This window comes from Methylomonas rhizoryzae, from assembly GCF_008632455.1.
GTDB lineage: Bacteria > Pseudomonadota > Gammaproteobacteria > Methylococcales > Methylomonadaceae > Methylomonas > Methylomonas rhizoryzae.
This window is the reverse complement of record NZ_CP043929.1, coordinates 1,068,041-1,092,365: the sequence shown is the minus strand read 5'-3', so window position 1 is coordinate 1,092,365 and position 24,325 is coordinate 1,068,041. Positions and strand designations below refer to the sequence as shown.

General features: G+C 56.7%; 20 protein-coding genes. 12 read left to right on the top strand and 8 right to left on the bottom strand.

Features of this window, described 5'->3' with window-relative positions:
* Window positions 1–67 precede the first annotated feature (67 nt).
* Window positions 68–1,348, top strand: a complete 1,281-nt coding sequence (locus F1E05_RS05085; RefSeq protein WP_150047268.1) for a TolB family protein — start codon at window positions 68–70, stop codon at window positions 1,346–1,348.
* A gap of 15 nt (window positions 1,349–1,363) precedes the next feature.
* Here F1E05_RS05085 and pqqE read toward each other — a convergent pair whose 3' ends face one another.
* The 8 genes from pqqE to F1E05_RS05045 all read right to left on the bottom strand — a co-directional run bounded on the left by pqqE (window position 1,364) and on the right by F1E05_RS05045 (window position 9,816).
* A complete protein-coding gene (gene pqqE / locus F1E05_RS05080) occupies window positions 1,364–2,494 on the bottom strand; it encodes a pyrroloquinoline quinone biosynthesis protein PqqE (protein ID WP_150047267.1) in 1,131 nt (376 codons plus the stop codon).
* Window positions 2,472–2,744 (bottom strand): pyrroloquinoline quinone biosynthesis peptide chaperone PqqD, encoded by a 273-nt coding sequence (pqqD, locus tag F1E05_RS05075; RefSeq protein WP_150047266.1) that lies wholly within the window; start codon window positions 2,742–2,744, stop codon window positions 2,472–2,474. The genes pqqE and pqqD overlap by 23 nt, the downstream gene beginning before the upstream one ends.
* A gap of 33 nt (window positions 2,745–2,777) precedes the next feature.
* Window positions 2,778–3,341, bottom strand: a complete 564-nt coding sequence (locus F1E05_RS05070) for a Uma2 family endonuclease (RefSeq protein ID WP_150047265.1) — start codon at window positions 3,339–3,341, stop codon at window positions 2,778–2,780.
* Between the two features lies 1 nt (window position 3,342).
* Window positions 3,343–4,071, bottom strand: a complete 729-nt coding sequence (gene pqqC / locus F1E05_RS05065) for a pyrroloquinoline-quinone synthase PqqC (RefSeq protein WP_150047264.1) — start codon at window positions 4,069–4,071, stop codon at window positions 3,343–3,345.
* A gap of 13 nt (window positions 4,072–4,084) precedes the next feature.
* Entirely contained in the window at window positions 4,085–4,996 is a 912-nt protein-coding gene (pqqB, locus tag F1E05_RS05060) for a pyrroloquinoline quinone biosynthesis protein PqqB (protein ID WP_150047263.1), read from the bottom strand.
* Window positions 4,997–5,100: 104 nt separating this feature from the next.
* On the bottom strand, window positions 5,101–5,175 hold the full coding sequence (gene pqqA / locus F1E05_RS05055; RefSeq protein WP_054760176.1) for a pyrroloquinoline quinone precursor peptide PqqA: 75 nt from the start codon (window positions 5,173–5,175) through the stop codon (window positions 5,101–5,103).
* A 393-nt stretch (window positions 5,176–5,568) separates the two neighbouring features.
* On the bottom strand, window positions 5,569–5,769 hold the full coding sequence (locus F1E05_RS05050; protein WP_150047262.1) for a hypothetical protein: 201 nt from the start codon (window positions 5,767–5,769) through the stop codon (window positions 5,569–5,571).
* Window positions 5,770–5,937: 168 nt separating this feature from the next.
* Window positions 5,938–9,816 carry a PKD domain-containing protein gene (locus F1E05_RS05045; protein WP_150047261.1) on the bottom strand — a complete coding sequence of 1,293 codons (3,879 nt, stop codon included), beginning with the start codon at window positions 9,814–9,816 and terminating at the stop codon, window positions 5,938–5,940.
* 858 nt (window positions 9,817–10,674) lie between these two features.
* Between F1E05_RS05045 and F1E05_RS05040 the strand changes: the two genes are divergently transcribed.
* The 11 genes from F1E05_RS05040 (at window position 10,675) to F1E05_RS04990 (ending at window position 24,298) form a co-directional block, all read left to right on the top strand.
* Complete coding sequence (locus F1E05_RS05040) at window positions 10,675–13,368, top strand: cytochrome C (RefSeq protein WP_150047260.1); 2,694 nt, start codon at window positions 10,675–10,677, stop codon at window positions 13,366–13,368.
* Window positions 13,369–13,378: 10 nt separating this feature from the next.
* Entirely contained in the window at window positions 13,379–13,699 is a 321-nt protein-coding gene (locus F1E05_RS05035) for a hypothetical protein (protein ID WP_150047259.1), read from the top strand.
* A gap of 35 nt (window positions 13,700–13,734) precedes the next feature.
* Entirely contained in the window at window positions 13,735–15,147 is a 1,413-nt protein-coding gene (locus F1E05_RS05030; RefSeq protein ID WP_150047258.1) for a hypothetical protein, read from the top strand.
* Window positions 15,144–15,773, top strand: coding sequence for a hypothetical protein (locus tag F1E05_RS05025; protein WP_232056787.1), 630 nt, complete (start codon window positions 15,144–15,146; stop codon window positions 15,771–15,773). Before F1E05_RS05030 ends, F1E05_RS05025 begins: the two co-directional genes overlap by 4 nt.
* A gap of 1 nt (window position 15,774) precedes the next feature.
* The gene (locus tag F1E05_RS05020; protein WP_150047257.1) at window positions 15,775–16,794 is read left to right on the top strand and encodes a multiheme c-type cytochrome; all 1,020 of its coding nucleotides are present in this window, start codon (window positions 15,775–15,777) and stop codon (window positions 16,792–16,794) included.
* The gene (locus F1E05_RS05015) at window positions 16,791–17,696 is read left to right on the top strand and encodes a hypothetical protein (protein WP_150047256.1); all 906 of its coding nucleotides are present in this window, start codon (window positions 16,791–16,793) and stop codon (window positions 17,694–17,696) included. Before F1E05_RS05020 ends, F1E05_RS05015 begins: the two co-directional genes overlap by 4 nt.
* Before the next feature lie 158 nt (window positions 17,697–17,854).
* The gene (locus F1E05_RS05010; RefSeq protein WP_150047255.1) at window positions 17,855–18,886 is read left to right on the top strand and encodes a 4Fe-4S binding protein; all 1,032 of its coding nucleotides are present in this window, start codon (window positions 17,855–17,857) and stop codon (window positions 18,884–18,886) included.
* A 30-nt stretch (window positions 18,887–18,916) separates the two neighbouring features.
* Window positions 18,917–20,299, top strand: coding sequence for a multiheme c-type cytochrome (locus tag F1E05_RS05005; RefSeq protein ID WP_150047254.1), 1,383 nt, complete (start codon window positions 18,917–18,919; stop codon window positions 20,297–20,299).
* Between the two features lie 3 nt (window positions 20,300–20,302).
* Window positions 20,303–21,082, top strand: a complete 780-nt coding sequence (locus F1E05_RS05000; protein ID WP_150047253.1) for a hypothetical protein — start codon at window positions 20,303–20,305, stop codon at window positions 21,080–21,082.
* A 4-nt stretch (window positions 21,083–21,086) separates the two neighbouring features.
* Window positions 21,087–23,747 carry a 6-bladed beta-propeller gene (locus F1E05_RS04995; protein WP_150047252.1) on the top strand — a complete coding sequence of 887 codons (2,661 nt, stop codon included), beginning with the start codon at window positions 21,087–21,089 and terminating at the stop codon, window positions 23,745–23,747.
* Complete coding sequence (locus tag F1E05_RS04990; protein WP_150047251.1) at window positions 23,744–24,298, top strand: DsbE family thiol:disulfide interchange protein; 555 nt, start codon at window positions 23,744–23,746, stop codon at window positions 24,296–24,298. Before F1E05_RS04995 ends, F1E05_RS04990 begins: the two co-directional genes overlap by 4 nt.
* Window positions 24,299–24,325: the final 27 nt, after the last annotated feature.

The following is a 24,325-nucleotide window of genomic DNA, read 5'->3' as shown; positions in this document are numbered from 1 at the left end:
CTCACAGGTTTACTCACTGTTTTCTACACTTAAGCCCAAGCTGACTTAAGGTTTTCCGGTTAACACCATGGCAAATCAGATTTTTATCCCGACCAACCTGGTTTCCGGCATTTCGATGCTTTGGCTGGCGACGGTCTTGTTGGGTCCTAATGTGCACGCCGCGCCTGCCGGCATGCTGTGCGCTTCCACAGACGCGGCCGGCCGGGTCGGTAACGAAGCCAGCTTCGGACAAACTATCTCAACCACCGGCCGCTGGATCGCTTATTCGTCGGTCGCTACCAATTTAGTCGCGGGCGACAGCGGCATAGAAGACGTGTTTGTGTTCGACAGGGTGCAGAAGAAAAATCGGCTGGTTTCGGTCAACCAAGACGGCGAATCGGGCGATTCCGCCAGCTTCGAACCCACGATGTCCGGCAACGGCCGTTGGCTGGCTTTTCGCTCCTTTGCCAGCAACCTGATAGAAACCGACGGCAACCAGTTTGGCGACATTTTTTTAACCGACCGCATCAAGGGCCACACCACGCGGGTTTCGGCAAGCAGTGACGGCGGGGACGGCAACGGCGAAAGCTATGCGCCTGCGCTGTCCGCCAACGGCCGCTGGCTGGCCTTCGCATCGGCTGCGAGCAATCTGCTGGTCGGAGACGACAACGGCGTGGACGACGTTTTTTTGTACGACAAGCAACGCAAAACGCTGAGCCGGGTATCGGCCGGAACAACCGGCGCCGTTAACGACGGTAACAGCAATTTTCCCAGCATTTCCGCGACCGGCCGCTGGATTGCCTTCACCTCTGCTGCCGACAACCTGGTCGGCAACGACGGCAACGGGCACGCCGACATTTTTCTGTACGACAAAAAAGCCGCTAGTCTAGCCTTGATACCCGGCCCCGGAGCAAACGGCGACAGTAAAAGCGCGTCGATTTCCGGCAACGGCCGCTACATCGCCTTTGCATCCGCGGCCAGCAATCTGGTGAACGGAGACAACAACGGCAAAACCGACATTTTCGTATACGACGTTAAAAAAGCCAGCACTACCCGCGTCACACAGGGCATTGCGGCGGAAAGCAACGGCGATAGCGCCGATCCGTCGATTTCCGCCAACGGCCGCTGGATCGTATTCGCCTCGTCCGCCAGCAATTTGGTCGCTGCTGACGATAACGGCGTGGACGACATATTTTTGTACGACGTGAAAACCCGCCAAACCCAACTGCTGTCGGTCGGGGGCAATGGCGGCAGTTATACGCCGACGATTTCCGCTAACGGCAAATGGGCGGCGTTTGCTTCCGAAGCCGGTAATTTGATTGATAATGACGACAACGGTAAACGGGATATTTTTTTGCGCAGACGCTGAGCGCGCGGCTTGGCACTAACTAAAAAAACCCTTGGAATTTTTACTGTTGCGAAAAATCAGCGGCCGCTCCTGTTCCGCCACGGCCGCTTGCCGGGCGTCGGCAATGATTTGATCCACTTTATTGCGGTTGGGCGACTTGCTGCATACCGGATCGGTACTGAAGATGTCTTGATTGAACAAATACGCTTGGCAGCGGCAACCGCCGAAGTCCTTGTGCTTTTCGTCGCAGCTGCGGCAAGGCTCCTGCATCCATTCGGTACCGCGGAAAAAATTGAAGGTTTTCGATTCGTTCCAGATCTGTTCTATGCTGAAGTCCTTGACGTTGGGACAGTCCAGTCCCGGCAACTCGCGGGCGGAATGGCAAGGCAGCGCGGTACCGTCCGGAGCGATAGTCAAAAAAGTCGTGCCCCAGCCGTTCATGCAGGCTTTGGGTCGGTCTTCGTAATAATCCGGCACCACGTAATAAATCTTCATTTTGCCGGCGACTTTTACCTTATACGCCTGGGCGATTTTCTCGGCTTCCTCGAATTGTTCCTTGGTTGGCAGCAAGGCGTCGCGGTTGATGTGCGCCCAGCCGTAATACTGGGTGTTGGCCAGTTCCAGGTAATCGGCACCGAGGTTTTCGGCCATTTCCAGAATTTGCGGCATCTGATGAATGTTCTGGCGGTGGATTACCACGCATAACACCATAGGGTAACCGTGTTTCTTGATCAGGCGGGCGACTTCCTGTTTTTGTTGGTAGGTCGCGGTACCGGCAATGTGGTCGTTCAGCTCCTGAGTGCTGGCCTGGATACTGACCTGAATGTGATCGAGACCGGCCTGTTTTAGCTCGACGATTTTGTCTTCGCTCAGCCCGTAACCGGAAGTAATCAGATTCGAGTAATAACCCAGCTCGCGGGCGTAGCGCACCAGTTCGGTCAAGTCTTGCCGGGTCAAAGGTTCGCCGCCGGAAAAGCCCAGTTGCACCGCACCCATTTTGCGCGCCTGACTGAGCACCCGTTTCCAGTCGTCGGTACTCAGCTCATCCGGGTATTTGGCGTAATCCAAGGGATTCGAGCAATACGGGCATTGCAGCGGGCATTTGTAACTCAGTTCCGCCAGCAGCCAGCGCGGCGGGGTGATGTTAGCCTTGTTTGATCCAGCCATGTTGCAGGGCGATGTTCAGGAAATTGTGGATGTCGTTGCTCAAGCCGCTGGTCTCGAATTTGGCTTCCAGTGCCTCGACGATTTGCGCCGGGTTATGAGCGCCATCGCACAGCTTGAGGATTTCGGCAGAGCTTTGGTTCAGCTCGACCATGCCTTCCGGATAGAGAATCACGTATTTTTGCTGGGCTTCTTCCCATTGCAGGCGGTGCAACGGCGAGAATTGCAGGATTTGGTCGGGGTTGATCGTCATTGGGCTTCGGATTTGAAAAAGGTGATTGCCGGTTTACACGGCTTCGATGTCTTCAAAAATATCCGCCATCGGTAAGCGGATATTCAAACTGCTCAAGTCGCAATCGGCTTCGCCGACGTAATCGTGCAGCAGCCAATCGTTGTCGGCAGTACGGCGGAAGCATTCCACCCGACGGGCTTCGATGTCGACGACCAGGTATTCTTTTAGTGAATCCAGCTTACGGTAAGCGACGAATTTGCCGCCGCGGTCATAGTTTGCGGTCGAGTCGGACAATACTTCGACGATCAGCGTCGGATTCGATATGAATTGCTCCGATTTACGGTCTTCCGGATGACAGGACACCATGACGTCGGGATAGAAAAACGCATCGGCGGCTTCGACTTTCAATTTCATATCGGCAACGTAAGCCCGGCAAGGTGTGCCGCGCAGGCGCTGTTTCAACGCCGCGAAAATATTGCCGGAGACGATAACGTGATCCTGCCGCGCGCCCAGCATGGCAAACACCTCGCCGGCGACAAACTCGTGCTTTTCAGCCTGGGTTGCTTCCCAAGCCAGATAATGTTCGGCACTGAAACGTAGCCGTGCGGCGGTTTGCATGTTATTGCTCGATATTGAAATACGGCGGCATGTCGGCGACGTAGGCCAGATACATCGCGTCGGCCATGGTCCACAGCACGTCGAGCTTGAATTTCAGGATGTCCAGCATGCTCTCTTGTTGTTCGCGGGTTTTGTACCAGTCCAGCGTCAGTTCCAGGCCGTGCTCAACATCGCGGCGGGCCTCGGTCAGGCGCTTTTTAAAATAGGCATAACCTTCTTGCTCAACCCAAGGATACACGTCCGGCCAATTGTCCAAGCGCTGTTGATGGATTTTCGGGGCGAATAGTTCCGTCAATGACGAGCTGGCAGCCTCGTGCCATTCGGCGCGACGGGCGAAATTGACGTAGGCGTCGACCGCGAAACGCACCCCCGGCAATACGTGTTTCAGCGAAGTGATTTCCTCGCGGCTCAAACCGACCGCGATACCCAGTTGGATCCAGGCCTCAATGCCACCGGTATCACCCGGGTGGCCGTCGTGATCCAAAATGCGCTGCACCCACTTGGCGCGGGTTTCCCGGTCCGGGCAATTGGCCATGATGTTGGCGTCCTTGATCGGAATCATCACCTGGTAATAAAAGCGGTTGGCGACCCAGCCTTGCAGCTGTTCTTTGGTCAGCTTACCTTCGTTCATCAGCACATGCATCGGGTGATGGATGTGATAGTACTTTTCCATGCCGCGCAATTTGGCTTCGAATTCTTCGCGGCTCCAGGGTTGATTGTCAGCAGTCATTTAACACCTTTTGTTATAAGTCGATTTCCAAACCGTCGTAAGCCACTTCGATGCCGTTGGCCTCCAGGATCTTACGCTCAGCCGAATCTTCGTCGAGAATCGGATTGGTGTTATTGATATGAATCAAAATCTTACGAGCGTTCGGCACGCCGTTCAACACTTCGATCATGCCGCCGGGACCGGATTGCGGTAAATGGCCGATTTCGCGAGCACGCTTTTGGCTGATGCCACGAGTGACCATTTCGTCGTCGGTCCAGAAGGTGCCGTCCACCAGCAAACAATCGACGTTTTGCATCGCAGCATACACTTGCCGTTCTATCTCGCCCAGCCCCGGCGCGTAATACAGTTTTTTTCCCGTGGAGATTTGCTCTATGATCACGCCGATATTGTCGCCGTCGTGCGGATCGTGACGGTGCGGCGAGTACGGCGGCGCCTTGCTTTTCAACGCATGGGCATAAAGCCGGATGTCGTCTATGCCGGGAATCTCGAACGGGGTTTCGTCGCAGGCAATGGCATGATGGTTGACCGTGCAGTAATCCTTCAGCATGATGAACAACGGAAAACCGCTGGTCAAATCCTGCTTGACCATTTCAGTGCAATACACGTCCAGCGGTTTGCCTTCGCGCAGCATCAACATGCCGGTGGTATGGTCGATCTGGCTGTCGATCAGCAGCACGGCCTTGATGCCGGTGTCGCGTATGCCTTGCTTGGGCTGGATGGCCGGAAAGGCTTCCAGTTGGGCGCGAATGTCCGGCGAGGTATTGAACAGCAGCCAGTTGCGGTCGTCGGTACTAATAGCGATGGACGATTGGGTGCGAGCTTTGCCGTTGAATTCGCCTCTGCGGTAACGGCCGCAATTGTCGCAATTGCAGTTCCATTGCGGGAAACCGCCGCCGGCGCCGGCGCCGAGAACTCTTATTTTCATGATGAGCTTGGTTGTAAGTCGGGTTTAAATGATAAGGGATAAGAAAACGGCAGGCAAAAAAAAGGGGCAGCTACTGCCCCTTTTTCGTACACAACTGTTAATGCTTAACGGTTGTAAATGTACATGGTCACTTCGAAACCGAAACGCATGTCGTTGTAAGCTGGTGTTTCCCATTTCATTTGCATACCCTCCAGAGGTGTTTTAGTTGTGTGCTAGCTTGATCAAGCTATCCGAAGTATACGATGAAGCGTTTCTCCGTGCAATAGCGTTGACGGCCCGTAAAATACCGACTTCAATTCAAAAAACCATTACTCTCCGCTTCGCGTAAACCGAGCAAACAGGCTTTAGCTTGGAAGAACATTAGCGGCAGGCTCGAGGTCTTTACGTTCGGCACCCTGCTCAGGTTTTCGGCACGAGAAAAAGTTCAAAAAATGCCCGCCCCAGCCTGAAAACCCTAACGCGCTTATTCTAGGCTGTCGGACAATCTAACGCCTATTTGTCTCTGTCCACGATTCAAGCAGGCGCAACGGCAGCAGCTCGCCCGACCGTCGACTCATAGCTCTGCCCACCGTTCAGTTGCGCCCGTATCGCGCCTTGCTTTGCTCTTCCCCGGCCAGGGCTACAGGCTTTTGGTTAGCCGCCTGCACCGAAGCCGTTTCAAGCAGTAACAGCATAGAGACGATAATCAGCATCCTATTCAAAAACCGGTGAAACCGCGCTTCCGCCGTCATCGCCTCTCGCAAGCCGCGACCTGAACAAACATTCCTATTCATTGATTGATCTTACCTATGTTTATCGCTCACAAAATTTTTAGCGTGTGGCCAATTCGAATAACTAGGGAACTGCTCAGAACAAAAACCTAGTCATTCGAATGGGCGAAACGAATAAAAGAAAGGGACGAAAATTCGTCCCTTTCCCTGACTATAGCGAGTTAACGCCTGTTAATGGCCGCCGCCGCCACCTCCGTTAGAACCGGAAGGGCTGATCGCATCCGGCATCGGCGGCGCATGCAATGCCGCCGCCGGCCAGCCGCCGTCCTTAGCCTTGGGATTGGGCGCACGCTTGAAGCTGACCTTCATCGCATGGCACAAATCGCAACCGATCACTTGTCCGGCTTCCACCTTGATTTTCTTGCCTTTGTCGCTGACAAATTCGCGAGCCACCAAGGTTTTGGACAAACGGGTACCTTTGTGATCCTTGCCGTGGCAAGCCGCACATTGGTCTTCGCCGTCCGGGCCTGGCTTATAAGCCATCTCGCTGTGCCAGCCGCCGTTGCCGACCTTGCTCTTGAAGTCGTCGACATGAATGCCGTCGGCGTTTTTCCACCAGGCTTCGTTGACCGTATCGCCGACCGGATGCAAACCGTGCGGGCCGGCCAGGAACGCGTTTTGCGCGGTATCGTTGACGTTCGGCACTACCGTCGCGGAACCTCGGTACCCTTGCGCTACGCCGAGCTGCTTGCCGTGCACCAACTTCCCGTTGTCGGCCACCAAACCGCTGTCGAAATCGTCCTTGACGTGGCAGACCGAACATTCGGCGATATTACCGTCGTAGCCTTGCAATTGCTTGGCGGTGACGTTGTCGTTGGCGTCCGGATTCGGGTTAGGCCAAATCGCGTGCGAACCGCCGTGACAGGTCGAACAAGTCAGGTTGCCGTTAGCCCCGGAACCGTGCACGTCCCCGCTTTTGCGATACAAGGCTTGCGATAACGGTTGCTCGGCATAACTGGTGGTGGTTTTTTCCAAGCGCTGTTCGGTCAACGGCATCACTGCAAAGCGCGCGTTGATCGGCGTCATCGACCACCCCGATTTGTCGCCATCCATCCAGGCCTGCTTGAGCGAGCCGGCACTGAACACGTTGGCCAAGGTGTGATTGACGTGGCCGCTGTCGCTATGCGAGCTGGACAAGGTATCGCCTTCTTTCAGATTGGCATCGCCGATATGGCAGGAACCGCAATCCGGCTCGTCCAACCACGGACGGCGAAAGTCGACCGGTTGACTTTTCAACAGATTGGCTTCCGCTGTCGCCAAACTGCTGTAGTCGTAACCATTGTCGACGTCTACCCCCATCGCGCCGGCCCACATCAGGTTTTGATCGTAGCTGTCGTTGGGAAACACGTTACCCACCGCCAGCATGTCGCCGTGACAGGCATCGCATTTCAAGCCGGCGGCGTGATGGATGTCGCGGTAGCTTTTCTCGGTTTTACCGGTATGACAGGTGACGCAGTTGTCTTCCATCGCCACGTTTTCCCCGAACGGCAACATCAACTCGGCATCGCTACGCATCGGAAACAAATCCGGACGCCAGTTGTTTTTATCAGGCTCATAGTATTCGTTGGTACGCACGCCATTACCGTCAAAACTTGCGTTAACCTTAAATTTGGTTGAATCCCAAGTCGAAGGATCAGTGCCTTTCAAGCCGGAGTTATCGGGAAACGATCCATCCTCTTGCAATACCAGTGGAATGCCATTGTCGTCGTCCATTTGCGAATCCCAACCGCGCCCACCGTACATCAAAGGATGACCGCGGCTGTCGCGGACCAATTCGCCCTTGAGGTGCGCTTTACCGTCGGCACCACTAGTGACATCCGCCTTATACACCTGAAACTTGCCATGGAACGCGTGGAAAGCCCTGGAGTAATCGGAACGATTGGTCGCCGGCGATTTGGCGCCTATACCGACATCGAACTTCATCTGACTTTGATGGTGGCCGGAGCAAAAGTACATCGGCTGCGATGCAGAGGTGCCAAGATCGTCCTCAGAATAAGCATCCGCCAATTGCGACGAGTAGCTTTTCGGCCAAACTTTATTCAAATCAGGGTTCGGCCCCCATTTGACCATGTAATCATGCATCACCAGCGTGTTAAACAAAGCGGCCTTCTCTTGTGCGACAGGGTCTTCCGCATTGCCATAATCGGCGCCGGATCTGAATTTAAGCCGGACTTGCTCGGTCCAGCCTTGCGTATCGGCCGGCTTAGTCGTGCTAATCTCGTTCGTCGCATTACCGTTGTCGTCCAATTTAACCCACCGTACTTCTTTCACCCTATCGGTACGAATATCGGTATCGGTGTGACGTGGAATATCCGCGCCGGAATTAATCAGATTATTAAAGCTGGAATTTTCCGGGTGTTTGTTGGTAAAACGGTTATGGATAGCCGGCGGGTGAGCTTTCGCAGCCACTCGCACATCGGAGTCATTTTTGAAAAAGCTGCCTTTACCGGTAGCCGGCCCGGGAGAGCCGTCAGTCAACGTCAGTTCTGCCTCGGTAACCGGCGTGCGCCAAACTTGATCGTCGGCAGCGATACCGCCCGGCAAATGGCACTCGCGGCAACGGGTTTCCGATGCGGTGGTATAAACGGTATCGGCTTTTGCCACGGTAGCACCGTCGACTTTTGCTTCCACTCGCATCACGGGGTAAGGATTCACCCGGCCTTTGTCGTCCACGTTAGACGCCGGAATGAACTGTGCCACGAAGGCATTTTGAGCGGAATTGTAAGGGATCGCCTGCGGATCGTTGGCGTTATACGGGTCGGCTATGCCCGGCATGGCCCTGACGCCTTCGCCCATATCGACAAAACCGCGTATGCCTTCATCCGGTTGCGCCAGCGGCTTGGCCGGGCTAAAGCGGTTTTGCTGCCAAGCCATGTCGAAACCGGTTTGCGTGGTTCGATTTTTTTGATACATCCTGTCCCACTGCTCGGTTTTACGAACGGTTGCATCGACGAAGTCCTGGCCGGCAATGAACTCGTTTTGGGTGGGATATTGATAAGTTTTACTGCTGGGATCGGTATCATGCTTCGAAGCTGCATAATCGACGTTAGACCCCACTTTGCCCTCGCCGAACCAGTTCTGGCTGGTGGAGTTGATGGAATCCGAACCCACGGGATCAGTCGGGTTGACGCCGGCCGAATAATACGCGGACGCCGTGCCGTCGCCGACGATAACCGGCTTATGCTCTATCTTCTGAATGACTTGGGCGTTCAGAGAGTTATAGGGAATTAACGGGTTGTAAGGAAGGTTGACCTGGCTGCCGCCCTGCATGCCGGTTTCTTCGAACGGCAACACCACGTAGCCGCCGTCCGCCGTGTTCAAAGCGGACGCAGCCGCCGGAGCCGAGCTCTTCGCCGACGCCGCCAAAGCCTCGCTGCTAGGCGAACTGGTTGGCGCCACGGAGACCGTCACCGAATCGCTACAGGTGCCGGCAGAGTTACTACCCTTCAAATCGACCCGGTACAAACCCGTGTAATCAAAGGTGTGACTCAGACTGTTGCCGGTCGCGGTTGGGGTCTGCGTAGCGCTGGCGGTGACGGTAGGCCCGGTGTTGCTGACCATCCAGCTAAAGCTCAGCGGATCTTTTTTCGAGGTTTTGCTAGCGTCCACGCTCAAACTGACGCCGGCACCGGCTTGAATCTGTTTATCGCCCTCGGCAATCCGGCAGGTTGGCGCTTTTTTACAGGTTTTGTCGGCCCCACCGATGGAAAACGCTTGTTGCGCGTCGCCGGCCACCACGTTGACTTTACACAAGGAATCGCTGTTCGCCGGCACCGTCCATTGGAATTTACCCTTGCTGTCTATGGTTTTGGAATACAACACTTGGTTGGTGGCCGCATCGTATACCGTGACCGGCGAACCGGCCGCCAGGCCTTTCACCCTACCCGACACCACCAGATTTCCGGTTTTTTTGTCGAATTTACTTTTCGCGGCAATCTTGGTGGCGGCGTCGGCAGGCGGGACCAGCATCGCCGCCATCAAAGGCGTTAGCAGCAACAGGCCCAGCCGCTTAGCCCCAGGCGGCCCTGAGCGATTGTTATTTTTAGCCATTATTATTCTCTCTCGTGAAGATAGTAAGCGCTGACGGCCGCATGACGTAGGTGAAAAACGGCCGGCAATTCATGCGATTTCGGTTAAAAGAATGAAATCACGAGAGTGGCGTCAGCAAAAACCGTTCCACTGACGATGAACTAAAAAAATACCTTTTTATTTCAATATGCTACAACACTCATCCCTTTTGAGCCGTTCTGAAAAAAATCAGGTCGAAGCCTCTCTCTCAAAAGCCGGACCCATAGTCCCGACAGCTTATGCTGCCGCAGCCGATGTAAGCTCAAAACTACGGAAGCCCGCTATTACCCGGCCTTATCGACTTTCTAAGCACTGGCTCCCTTGAGTCCGCCGGGTTAGCGCCTGCCCATGGCTTAACCGATTCGGCAAAGCCCCGCCGTACCAGCGAGTTCCGGCGCTATCGCCCACCGGAAAACACCCGACCTCAAACAATACAGTCCGAGTTTTTTGCGCCAAGCGCCGGACAGGCTGAATGCAGAACCGGCCCCGCCGGCGCAAATGCGGCATATCCCGCATTCCCATACTTTATAATCGCTAAATAACATAGTTCAATTATTAAGCGCCATTAGCCTCACTTTCCTTACCACAGCCAGGGTTTTAGCTCATGCAAAGGCATTAACCATGCCAAGCCTGCCGGTAAGTTAAAATTTTTCTGTAATCGATTGAGCAATTACCGAAAATCAATCAACTACAGCGACAACAGTCTCACGCTTGCATCGGTACAGGCGAGACCGCAACCGGCACAAACTTAGAATTGACAAGCCCTAAAGCAACACAGGACATGGCTTGCATTTTGCTAACTGTTATCACCAATTGTCTTTATTCGGCTGCCCCCACATCATGCGCTTATCGAAAATCCTAGTACAACGGAGTTTGTTATTCGGGTTATTACTCTTGTCGGTCGCGGGCGCAGTTGCCGCCGTCAACAACTTCGACAAACCGGTCCTGCACCCGGCCATACCGCTATTGGACGAAGACGGTAAACACGTCAAAGACAGCAACAAGCCCTATAGCACCCGCATGAGCTGCGGCAACGGCGAAGGCGGCGGCTGTCACGACATCGATAAAATCGCCCATTCCTACCATTTCGAAATGGGCCGCGACGAAGCTAACGATACCTTCGGCAGCCAACGCGGCGTGGTTCCGGTGGTATCGCCCGGTTATTTCGGCGGCTATAACTGCATGCTAGACAACAACCCCTTGTGGCTATCGAAAAAATCCAATGCCTTCGCCGGCGAGTTTCTGGATTACGGCGCACCCGGCTTGGTCAAAACCTGCGGCGGCTGCCACAACGGCGGCGGCTACGCGGAAAAAGACCGCACCGGCAAGCGCTACGATCAAACCGCGGACAGCGCGATAGCCGAATGGGACGGCGACTATTTCGAGTGGCAAGGCGGCGACACCCCAAGCCGCTGGGACTGGCAACAAAGCGGCGTCATGGAGCCGGATTGCCTGTTGTGCCACGCCGATTTGTCCCAATTGAAAAACAACAGCGCCGCCTCGGCCGACCGCATCGTCGAATGCAACGGTAACGATTGCGGCTTGACCGGCACCGATACCTGGAGCGAACTCCGCGCCAACCAACTCTTGAAAAACGGTCATTTCCGCGAGGCGAATTCGGCGATTTTCCAATTCCTCAACATCGCGCCGGATTCGGAAAACGGCAGCTTTCTGCTCAGATCCGTCAGCGGTACCGCCAGCGGCGCCACACCCCAATTGACCTGGGACTCCGGCGCCTTCGACGCCAACGGCAAAATGCAGATGCCGATGCTGCGCTTTCCGGACAACGACAACTGCATGCTATGCCATTCCACCAGCCATTGGCGGCGCGGCTTTTACGGCTACGGCGCGGTCTCCGCAGTCGAATACGCCGCAGACGGCACCCTTATCGACGACTACCGGGACGACATCCACAAAAGCAAAACCTGGACCGAAGGCACGGAGTCGCGCGACATCGAAAATTGCAACGCCTGCCACAGCAAGCAGTATTACAAGGCTGGCTATTTGAACGTGGACTTGGACGCCGACCACAACTTCCGGGTCGGCAATTCCGACCAGGACGTGCGCCGCGACTTGAACTACCAGCCCGGCCCTTACAGCTGCGAATACTGCCACGGCGGCGAACGCTTCGGCGGGGCCGAAAACGCTGCGCTACCGTCCGGCCAACCCACCATTTTGGACGCACACCGGGAATTATGGCGCGCCAACGGCGACATGGTCGGCTATCCGGCCAATAGTCTGGATAGAACTACGCTGGTGCATCTGGAGGAAATCGCTTGCCAGACTTGCCATATCCCCGAGGTCAAGCACGACGGCGCGGCCTTGAACATTCGCTTCCGCTACCGGGAAGCGGAAGACGGCAGCTTGCGCATGACGCCCTATCAAGCCACCCCGCGCTATTACTGGTGGGATAAAGCCAATCAACGCATGGTCAGCCGCCGCGAACGCCTGCAAGTCGCCGGCAGCGACGCAGCCCCAGCCAGTTACGACGAGGTTAAACAGCTAAAAGCAGGCCTGGACGCCTTGTTGAGCCAAAAAGGTTACAAAAACCCCGACACCCAGTTGGTCTGGACCGAATCCAACGACTATTTGCTGTCGCACAACACCAAGCCATCGGTGGCCACCATGCCTTGCGACGATTGCCATACCCGCGACAGCCGGGGCAAGGTCAGTTCCGCAGTCAAGCCGGACGGCGTATTGGGCAGTAAAAACGTGCGGGTGGTCGCCGGCATGAGCGATAAAACCGCCTACCCGCGCCTGGTGGAAGAAGGCGTGGTGAAATTGGACATGCCTTATTACTCGCTCAGCGACGGCAACATCGTCGAAAACGTGGACGGCATTCTGGACGCCACCAACGTCGAACCTTTTATGTCGGCCTTGCGCGCCACTTCGCACAGCATCGTCGAAGGCGAATTCAAACCGCTGGCCGCCAGCACCGTGAAAACCACGCTGGAACTGGACGGCGATGCCGCGGCCGTTTCCGCGCTGCAAGCCTTGTCCGAAACCGAGGTGTTTTTCTTCAACAACCGTATCGTGGACCGGGAGATGCGCAATTTGGGGATTGTGGTGACTTATAACGAAGCCAGCCGCAACATAGTCCCCAATTACAAACTGGAAGTCGGCAGCGACAACTTGCTGGATTTTTCCCGCCGCATAAACCGCAAAAAAACCAAAACGCTGAAAAACTACTTGCTCAAACAAGGCAAGCTGAAAGGTACGGTCACCAGCTCGGTGTTCGAGTTCGCGATACGCGATCAAAACCAGCAACGCGTGCAATCGTTGGGCGGCTACAAAATGCTGATCAAACTGCCTTACGCCGGCCGCGCCACCGACCCCGGCGAAGTCGGCTTTCTGGCCATAGACGCCGACGACGCCAAGGTGTTGGCCAAGAAAAAACCGTTTGCCGCAGTCGACGCGCAAATCGTCTCGGTCACTCCCGGCACCACGTCCGATTACGGCTACGTAACCGCACTGGTCGGCGAATTGCCGGTCCGCGGCGTGTTGTACGACATCAAGTCGAAAAAGAAACGCTGAGGTAAATAGCATGAACACGATCAACGCCGACTCCGCACTCGATCTCAACAACCCCGCGCCGGATGCCGCCGAGCCCGATAACGGCCGGCTTGCCAAAGCTCGGCGGCAATTTTTGCCTTGGTTGGCCGGCTCCGGCATCGCCCTGGGACAAGCCGCGCTTGCGACCGCCTGTACCTTGCCGACCGCCGGTAAATGCGCCGGCTGCGGCAGTTGCGTGGTCGGGGTCGCCAGCTTGTACACATGGGCGTTGAAACGCCGCAAGGCCGATAGCAACCGGCAAGCGACCAGCGGCCTGGAACCCTTCGAGGTCATAACCCGAGCGACGGATTGAAGCGCATTTTCAAAGATGGAACTTTCGGACCAACGATGACGGGGGATAATCACTGCGTGCGCACCTTAACTGCCGCGCCGGCTTTTTGTCTGGCCGGCTTGGCTTGGTGTTGGCTGACGGCGCTGCCGGCTATTGCGGATAATTGGAGCGGCTCGATACGCAGCAAGCTGCAAACCGACAACCGCTACAACCGCGACGGCGACTACACCGGCGAAGTCTGGGGCCAGTTCGCCTATACCAATCCGGAGCGGCAACTCAACGCCCGGATCAGCACGCTAGGCCGCGCCAGTACCGACATTTACCGGGAAGACCTGAAGGTTTACCAAGCCTTCTTGGAAAAAGCCCTGCCGGACTGGTCGCTGACGCTTAAAGGCGGCCGCTTCGAGCGTAGCGACAGCTTAGGGTTATACCTGCTGGACGGCGCCTCGGCCGGTTACAGTTTCAACGGCCGGCCCTTCACGCTGGAAGTCTACGCCGGCCGGCCCTTGCGAGTGGACCACGTCCGCTCGCTGGACGCCGCCTGGATCGCCGGTGCGGAGGGCTTGCTGAAGCTGGCGCCGCACTGGTCGTTCGCTGCGGGCGGCGCGCAAATCAACGTCTTCGACCTGCGTTTAGGCCTGCAAAGCCTGGAACGCAACCAACTTAGCGTATTGAACGATAGCTTGGGCGAACAACTGATTAGCGACGACCAGTTCGACGCCGACGAAAGCGGCAGCGGCGGCATCGTGCAACAGCACGGCAAAACCACCTACCGCATCAACGGTACCGCTCATTTCGCCGGACATTTGCTGGCTCAGGACAAGCCGTTGGAACTGTTTCTCCAAGCATCTTATGCGGCCGACAAAAGCCGGCTGGAAAACGTGATGCTGGACAGTTGGTGGGATCCGCTCAAAGGTCTGCGAATCCGCAACTATCTGGAAGCTTACCGGCCGCGCCAACCCTACGTCAGCTTCCGCGACCGCTTTTACAGCGCCTATGCCTTGGACGAACAACGGGTGTGGCGGGGTTCCGCCGAATACGCCTACAACGAGCGGCTGAAATATTCCGTGGGCCTGCAAGCGGCCGGCCGCGACCAAGGCTACAGCGGTACCGGCCTGAACGCCGGCGTCAGCTATCAATGGCGTCCCGGTTTCAATCTGCGCGGCGAATACGACTATCTGGAACTGAATAGCGGCGAAAGCGCCAACAGCGTGTATCTGTCGGCCAGCCACGCGATGAACGCCAAGACCCGCTACTTATTCAATCTGGCCTGGCGGGTGGAAGACAAACTGCTGTACGGTCACAACCAAGCCCGCGGCATCGAGAACGAAGTCCATTACATGCTGGACTCCAGCATTATTTTGGCCTTCAAGGGCAGTTACATCGACAACACCGCCCTGAGTAACGAATATTTGGCCGCACTGCAATTGACCTATTATTTCGACCGTTTTCAAGCCAGAACCCCATGACCCGCTTTCTGCTGTTTCTATTCCTGCTGCAACTGAGCTTGCCCAGTCCGGCACAAACCATCGCCCCGGCCGGCGTTGCCATGCCGGCGGACGACGACGACGAAAAAAAATGGTGGAAACAACGGGAAAAGCGTAGCGACGTGTATTACCCGCACAACGCACACATGGAAGTGATGAAAGAAGAAGGCGACAGCTGCCTGTTGTGCCATACCTTTAACAAAACCGACATTACCGATAGCGACAAGCTCAAGCAAATCACGGTCATCGCCAACGAAGCCCTGAAGCCGATCTGCCACAGCTGCCACGTGGACGAAATGCGCGGCCCGTGGCGCTGCGATCTGTGCCACGACGATAAAACCAAAATCTGGCCGGCCGACCACCGCCTGGACTACGCCAATCACCACAACGAAATCGCCCGCCAGGACGACAAGTGGTGTCAAACCTGCCATCTGGACCGCAACTTCTGTACCGATTGCCATTTGCGCCGCGACACCGCCGGCGCGGGTTACCACCCCCTGGGCTACCGCACCCTGCACGGCCTGGAGTCGCGGTTGGACAGCGGCCGATGCGGCCGCTGCCATAACGAAATTTACTGCAGCGATTGCCATACCGCGAGGGATCGTTGAGATGCTAGCTGTACCTTCTCTCGCCAACCACTCACGGCCCGGCCCGTTAGCAACGCTCGGCCTGCTGCTGATCTTGTGCTGCTCACTAGCGGCCAACCCCGCCTGTGCCCGCAACGTCTCGCAAGCCACCGGCAATCTGTTGTTGGACGCCAGCCACGGCAACGGTGAGGCCTGGGGCAAACCCAATTGCAGCAGTTGCCACGCTCTGCAACGTTTGCATAACTCGGTGCCGGACATCAAAACCATCGTCAACCGCAAAAAATTCCGCACCTGCACCGGTTGTCACGGTAGCAACGGCAGCAACGCCGGCCGGCAATGCATCGTGTGCCATAACAGCAAAGACTTGCCCCTGTCGCCGGTCCGCGGCGGACGCCACCGCCACGATTTCAACACCCCGAAAGATCTTCGCACCACCAGCAAGCAATGCGTGGTCTGCCACCAAAGCTCGGACATGGACGGCCAATTCGAATTGAACCGGGACTTGACCGTGTTCAACGACGCCGACGTCGGTAAAAAACCGTACAACAATAAAAGCGAGTTCTGCCTGCGTTGCCACAACGTCGACCACCAACAGAAAAAATGGCGCATCAAGCATGCCGGCAACCGCGACCAGTCGCTCAGAGCCGAAGACTATTACACGCTGATCGATGCGCACGGCGTACGCGACGGCGACGGTATCGGCCTGTACAACGGTTTGCGTAGCGGCGCTTACGCTTACCAAACCATCGTCGATTGCTCGGATTGCCATAGCCTGCACGGCACCCGCAACCCCAACCTGATCATCGAAAACTCCCGGCAAGGCGTGCCGCTGTTGGAACAAGACATTCGCAATCACCCCTATCCGGTCGACATCGTCGGCGACGACTACAGCGACCTGTGCGTGCTGTGCCACAACATGAGCCAAACCTTGGATGGCGGCGATACGGTCACTCGCAACGGCTTGACCGGCGTGCATTTCAACAGCGGCAGCGACTGCGCCGTGTGCCACAACCACGGCGAAAGTGTGCAAAGAGGCTTATGAAGACTATAGCCGCCTTGTTAATGGCACTGTGGACGCCGGCTCTGCTGGCCGATACCGCCGACGATTGGCAGCGCCAGTCCTACCGGCAATCCAAACGCTTGCCGGATTTACACCACGCGGTGGACGTCAAACTAGCCGACGGCATGCAACCGCCGGCGGCATTCGAACTGAAAGACGGCAAACTGAGTTGCCAAACCTGCCACGGCCTGGAAAAAATGGACGAAACGCCGTACGACAAGATAGACAAAAAGGCCGCCAACTTTCTGCGCGGCGGCCCGTATCGACCGCTGGAAAAGTTTTGCTACAACTGCCACGACAAAGAGTCGCACCAGCGCCCCAACGTACATCTGATGCTGGACGAAAGCGGCGACATCAAAAAAGAACATTGTTTGTACTGCCACGAAAAAGTCCACGAGCAACGCGACGAACCGCTGGCCCGGGAACAATTGAAGCTGCGTCTGCCGGCAGAAAAGCTGTGTTTCGGCTGCCATTTGAAGACTCCGCATCTGAACGCGCTGGAGCATCAAGGCGCCAAGCCCAAGGACAACATGAAAAAACACATGGATCAGGCCGCCCGCGAACACGGCATCATCCTGCCCTTGGCGGCCGACGGCCGGGTGACCTGCGTCAGCTGCCATTCGCCGCATCCGGAAGGCGTCATGGATATCAACAACCCGGCCGGCGCCCAAGTGTCGGCCGACGTCAAAAAAGGCGTCAAGTACCAAGAGCATAGCTGGGACCAGGTGTTTCGCGCCGACAAAGACGAACGCCTACTGGCTTTGGCCATGCAACACGGTGAACGCCCTGACCTGGGCTACCGGCGCTTAAGCAACGAAGTGCTGCTGAGACTGCCGGCCCTGGACGGCAGCTTATGCCTGAGTTGCCATGAATTCGAACGCTAAACCGTCAGCCGCTGTCCGGAAAGTCGACCGGCTTGCGGCGGAATGTATGAATAAAGGAAATAAAGGGGGTGTCGGCGCAGCGAGACGCCACCGAAACAACAAGGACGCTGCACACAACCTTTTGGTTTTGAAACTACCCGATCTTTCAGGAGGCTAGCATGAAGCTATTGGAACAATGGCGCGAAGTGCCTAAACCGCAACGTTACCGCTATATCGCAATCGCCGTATCCTGCGCCCTTTTTTTAGGGCCTTTGGCCGTACTGCCGCAACTGGCCGGCAATAGCGATTTGTGCGGCCGGCTGTGCATGCGCCGGTTTTACTTGTACTTTCCCGGCATGACCCTGGACGATTTCATCGTGCACGCCTCGGCGGCCATGGTCGGGGTGATTGCTTTCGGCTTAATCCTGCTGACCACCTTTTTCTTCGGCCGCATCTGGTGCGGCTGGATTTGCCCAGTCGGCGGCTTCAGCGAACTGGTCAGCCGCATGCTGAACGAACGCTGGAAAATCGAATACCGCTGGCTGCCGCAAATCCAGATCCGCTACGGCTATCTCGGCACTTACCTGGTGATCTTGCCGGCCCTGGGCATCAGCGCCTGTACCTTGTGTAATTTCATCACCGTGCCGCGCCTGGTGGAAGCCTTGTCCGGCGGTTTCGTCGGCCTGGCCTTCATCTTCTCGGCGGTCGGCTTGGCGAACCTGTCGCTGTTGCTGCTGCTCGGCTTTTTCGCCAACAAAGGCCGCACCTATTGCCAATTCATGTGCCCTATCGGCGCGTTCGACGCCCTGGTCAACCGGCTGGGCGCCCGCTTCGGCTCTATGCACCGAATCCGGGTCGACAAACAGCGCTGCACCGGCTGCAACGTTTGCGCCAGAAACTGCATGTGCGGCGCGATCAAAATGGTGGATAAAGTGGCCATCGTCGATCAAACCTCGTGTATGTCCTGTCACGAATGCGTGGACGTGTGCGACTGGAATGCGATCGAATGGACCACTGCGTCGCGCAACAAAACCCCGAAACGGATCAAAAAAGGCGTGGAAATCTTTCCGGAACCGGATTGGCAAATCGACCTGCTTTCAAGTCGCAAACCGGCGTTTACCGCCCAGGAAATCAACTGGGGCCGGGTAGTCAACGGTTTGATCGTCACCGGTTTCAGTTTGGCGGTGGCGGTGGCGGTGTTACTGACTTAATTTTCATTCGATCATCCAAACAACGCGAAAATGACGGACTTTAAGGGACGCGCCCGCGGAATCGGGCCAGGGCTTGCCGGACTCTGCTTACTGTGGGCACTGCTGGTATTTTGCCTGCCGGCCTTAGCGGAAAAGCGCCATCCGGACCCGGACGGCTGCTTTTCCTGCCACGGCCTGCCGGATTTGAAATATATCGATAAACACGGCCAATTACGTTCCGCCAGCATTTTGAAAGCCGACTATTACGGCTCGCTGCACGGCTCCGTCCCTTGCAAGGATTGCCACCGCAAAATCACCGACTATCCGCACGAGGAAAAAGACGGTCTGGTCGATTGCAGCGAGAGCTGCCACGTCAAGGAACCGTCCGAAGGCAAGGCATTCACCCACAAGAAAATCGTCGACGAGTACGAAAAATCGGCGCACGGCAAGGGCTGGAGCAAAAAATTCGCGGCCGGCAACCGCATCGAGGAGGACGAAGAGTCCAGTTTGCCGTCCTGCCGTCGCTGCCACGCCAACGTGCCTTATATCGCCGACAACCAATGGGAGGCGTTCAAGGAAGCCTTCGCCCACAACGACGCCGAATGCGGTACCTGCCACGAAGGCGATGTCTGGCGCGACCAGTTCAGCGGCCATATTTTGCGCCGCTACATCGGCAACCGCTTGAACAAAAACGAATCCAACAAAATTTGCACCGACTGTCACGGCGACGTCGCCAAAATGGCCAAGGTCGAGCAAGAGGATCCTAAAACCAAGCAAAAAGTACCGGTCAGCCTGGCCTTCATTCATTCGGTGGAAACCTACGACAAAATGCTGCACGGCCGCCTGCTGGCCGACGGCAGTTTGCACGGTGCGTCCTGTCTGGAATGCCACGCGCCGGACGGTTTGCATCACGCCGTGTACAACGACAACAACCCACTGTCCAGCGTACATAAAGACAATCTGGAAAAAACCTGCGGCCAAGCCGGCTGCCACCAGGGTTATGCAAAAAATCCCCTGAACCGCGGTTTCTTCACCGTGCCGCAACACGACGTGGCAATGATCAATGTCGGTCTGCGCGACAGTTTGGAGCAATTGTTGGGCAAACACAGCGGCCATTCGGGCTGGTTCGTCGCTGCGGCAATTTTGGGATTACTGTCGCTGATTTTCGGCTTGGGCAGCGTGTATTGGCAATGGCGCGGCGACCGCAGCAAGCTGAGCAAAAACACCAATAATTCGATTTTCGGCGCGGACAAATTCCAGACCATCATCATCGGCAGCAAACCCAAGAAAAAACAGTCCAAGCTGCAGTCCTTAAAACAGCACGTCAACCTGTTGCTGGCCAAAAGTTACCGAAAATACATTCGTCTGAACATCAAACGCTTGATTCGGCTGCTGCGCCGCCAGCAACGCCGCTATCGACGTCCGGGGAAATAAGCCATGAAATTGGAAATACAAAGCCTTGCGTTGCTGCTGATGGCTTGCGCGGCCTTACCCGCTCAGGCGGTGCCGCTTTATCAACAACGCATGGAACAAGCCGTGCCGGACCGGGAAGCTTTGGAGCATGCCGCCGACTTGCTGCAAAAACATAAGGACGTGGAAATCCGCAAAAAGCCGGTGATCCAGCCTTTTCACAAACAAGCGGGCGAACTGGAAACTGCGCCCGCCACCTTCTGCCGCGATTGCCACGGCCCGCTGCCGCACAGCAAACAGCTGCGCAGCCGCGCTTTCATGAACATGCACGTGCGCTTCATCGCCTGCGAGACCTGTCATTTCCGTCCACAAGACGCCAAACTGGATTACTACTGGTTCGACTATCAAACCGGCAGCACAGTCGACGGTGCCGGTTTGTTCCGCCTGGGCAAAGACCTCGACAACGAAAAACAGCGGCCGGACAATCCGAAAATCGCGCCGTTTTACCAAGGTCAACTTGCCATTGCCCTGAAAGACGGCGATTTCAGCCGCGGCATTGCCAAACAATGGGAAAACGCCACGCCGGAACAAAAAATTCCGCTACGCGCCAAAATCCACTGGCCGCTGGAAAAGAAAGGCCCGGAATGCCAAGCCTGCCATAGCAGCGAAAAGCCGTTGCTGGATTTACCGGCCTTAGGCGCCAATCCCGAGCAAACCCGAGCCATGCAAAAACACGTGATTGCGCAGTTCTTCGGCCGTTACCAGAAGGACGACCAGCGCATCACCATCCGCGACATGCTGCGCTAAGCCGATGCGGAGCTTATTGCTTGGCCTATTGTGGCTATGGAGCGGCTTGACTGCGGCGCTGCCGGCCACCGAAATACGCACCTTCGCTCAACATCTGGCCCAACCGGCCGCCCTGGCCTGGAACGACGCCGGCCAACTGGCCGTGCTGGACTTAAACGGCCTGACCGTATTTGCCGGCGGCACGCCAAGCCAAGCCGGCGGCGTCCCCGGTTCGGCGCTGGACGCATTCGGCTACCGAAACCATTGGTGGCTGGCCGACCCGGACGGCGGCCGCCTGTTGCAAATCGACGCCGGCGGCCAAATCCGCCAAACTCTGCCGGCCAAAAATTTGCTGCCTCCCCCGCCGGCAATTAGCGCCGATGCGGAACAACCCCAGCCTTTAGCCGCGCCGGAACCGGTGGCAGTGGCGGTTTACCAGGACGTGTTATTCTGGGCCGACCGCGCCAACCACAGGATTTGCCGCTACGATGTGCAAGTGTCTAAAGTGCTGGACTGCTTCGGCCGGCGCGGCGAAATGGACGGCGAGTTTCAATACCCCTATCAAATGCTGTTCGATAGCGACGGTTACTTATACGTGACCGACATTCTGAACGCCAGGGTACAGATGTTCGATCAAAACGGCCGTTTCTTCAGCCGGATCGGCAGCTTCGGCAGCGACGCTCATCACCTGTTCCGCCCCAACGGCATCGCCATGGACCGGGAGAATAAACTGCTGTTCGTCAGCGACAGTTATTTCGGCACCGTCAAAGTCTTCAAGGCCGGCGCGGCGGCCGGCGAACTGAGCGACGCCGCCGGCAAACCGGTGAAACTGCAATCGCCGACCGGTCTGGCTTACCGCGACGGCGTGCTGTATGCAGCGGAAACCCTGGCCGGCAAGGTGGTCGCCCTGCCGATCAAAGTCGGCGAGCAAACCATAACCACCGTCGATAACGACACCAGCCCCGACGCCTCGCAAAAAAACTGCCTGATCTGCCATTTATCCTGGGCCAAGCAAGGTAACGAAACGGACAAACAAGGCATGCTGCCGGAAGCGGCGCTGGCCATGTGCTACAGCTGCCACAACGGTGCGGTGTTGGATTCGCGCCTGCGCATCGGCCAAGGCGAGCAACACGCCACGATTTACGACGAGCAGACTCGCAAGGACAAGCGCCACGAAAAGGAACGCAAGGACAAACTGCCGGACGAATTTCCGCATACCAAGGACAAAGAGCTACCTTGCACCAGCTGCCACACCCCGCATACCAAAGGCGAAGGCAACGACACCTTGTACCAAGGCCACCAAAACGCCTGGCTACGAATCCCCAGCAAAGGCGGCGACATGTGCGAGCGCTGCCACGAATCCAAAATCAAGCACGCCCGGGAAACCGACGTCAAAAAGCGCGGCATCAATCATCCCCTGGCCCTGAAACTGGCAGAGCCTCCGACTAAAGACGCCCCGGGTTACCCCAGCGACAAGAATTTGCAGGAAGGTTTGGCCGATCCGTTAAAACAAGCCGGCAGCGCCTTGGGCCACGACAACGGCCTGATTTGCCAAAGCTGCCATCAAATCCACGGCGGCCACGGCAAAGACGCCCTGACCTCGCTGGCGGAAGACAAAGGCCGGTTGTGCGGCGCCTGCCACGAACGGCAATTTTCCAAAAACAAACAGGACGCCCGCCGCAAAGGCATTCATCCGGTCAACGTCAAACCCGACAAACCGATGAAACGCCACGACAAAAAAGTGGAGTTCGTCACGTGCGAGACCTGTCACAAGGTGCACGACGGCAAGCTGGGAACACCGCTGCTGGAAGACGAGTTGGACGACCTCAACGACTTTTGCGAAACCTGCCACGAGCGCCAGCACGCCAAAGACAAGGACGACGCCAAGCATAAAGGCGTGCATCCCGTGAACCTGAAAATGGACGACGAAGTGGAGATTGCCGGCAACAAGACCAAGGAAGTCAAATGTCTGACCTGCCATTCGGTGCACCGCGGCGAGCTTAACACACCGGCATTGGTGGAGGATCACCGCGACGGCCAGCTATGTTCGCACTGCCACGCCGGCAAACAAGCCGTGGTGGGCAGCGACCACGATTTGCGCATCACCGCCGAGAAAAAAGACAACCGCTTGGAAGAACTGCCGGACAAAGGCGTGTGCGGCGCCTGCCACACCCTGCACCGCGGCAAAAACGAAGCCCCGCATCTGGACGCCACCCGGCGGGTGACGGAAGGCGCGCCGGATCCGGACGCCGACCGAGTCGAACTGAAGGAAGACAAGTTATGCGTCAATTGCCATCAAAAGGACGGCATAGCCGAGAAAAAAGTGGTGAAACATTTCAGCCACCCGCACCAGGACTTGGTACTTCGCTCGGATAAACAACGTATGCCGCTGCTGGACAAGCAGGAAAAAATCGAGGAGTTCGGGGAAATCGCCTGCATCACCTGCCACGAGCCGCATTTCTGGGACGCCGAACAACTGGCACAATCGCGCAAGCAACCGGCGGCGGTCAAGCCTACCGGGTTTAAAGACAACGTGGAAGGCTCGCCGATCAACAGCTTTTTACGCAGCAAAGGCGTCAAAGACACCTTTTGCGTGGATTGCCACGGCCTGGAGGCCATCACCAAATTCAAGTATTACCACGACAAGGAGCTGTCCAGAACCCGCGAATTGGATTATTTAAAATGAATCCATCCAAGCCGGTTCCGACATTATTATTGTGGCTACCGGTTCTGCTCGGATTAGCTTTGGCTTTATTGTTTTGGCGCGGTCTGACCTTCGACCCCAACCGCACCGCGTCCCGCCTGATCGGCAAGCCGGTGCCTGCCTTCAGCCTGCCGGCCTTGCAAGACGGCGGCCGCCTGCTGGACAGCGCCGACATCAAAGGTCCCGCCCTGATCAACGTCTGGGCCACTTGGTGCACCGCTTGCCGCAACGAACACCCGTTGTTGTTGGAAATCACCCGCCAATACGGCGTCAATATATACGGTGTGGATTACCAGGACGAAGCCGAGTCGGCCAAAGCCTGGCTGCAACAACAAGGCGATCCGTTCGTTTGGGTCATGTTCGACGGTGCCGCCTCCGCCGGCCTGGCCCTGGACGTGTTCAGCCTGCCGCAAACCTATGCGATCGACGCCGAAGGCATCATCCGCTACCGGCACATCGGCGAACTGAACGAACCGGTCTGGCGGGCGATGTGGGCGCTTATTTCCGCCCATCAACCTGTTACCGGCTCTTAAACACCCCGGACTGGCTTATAATCTGCG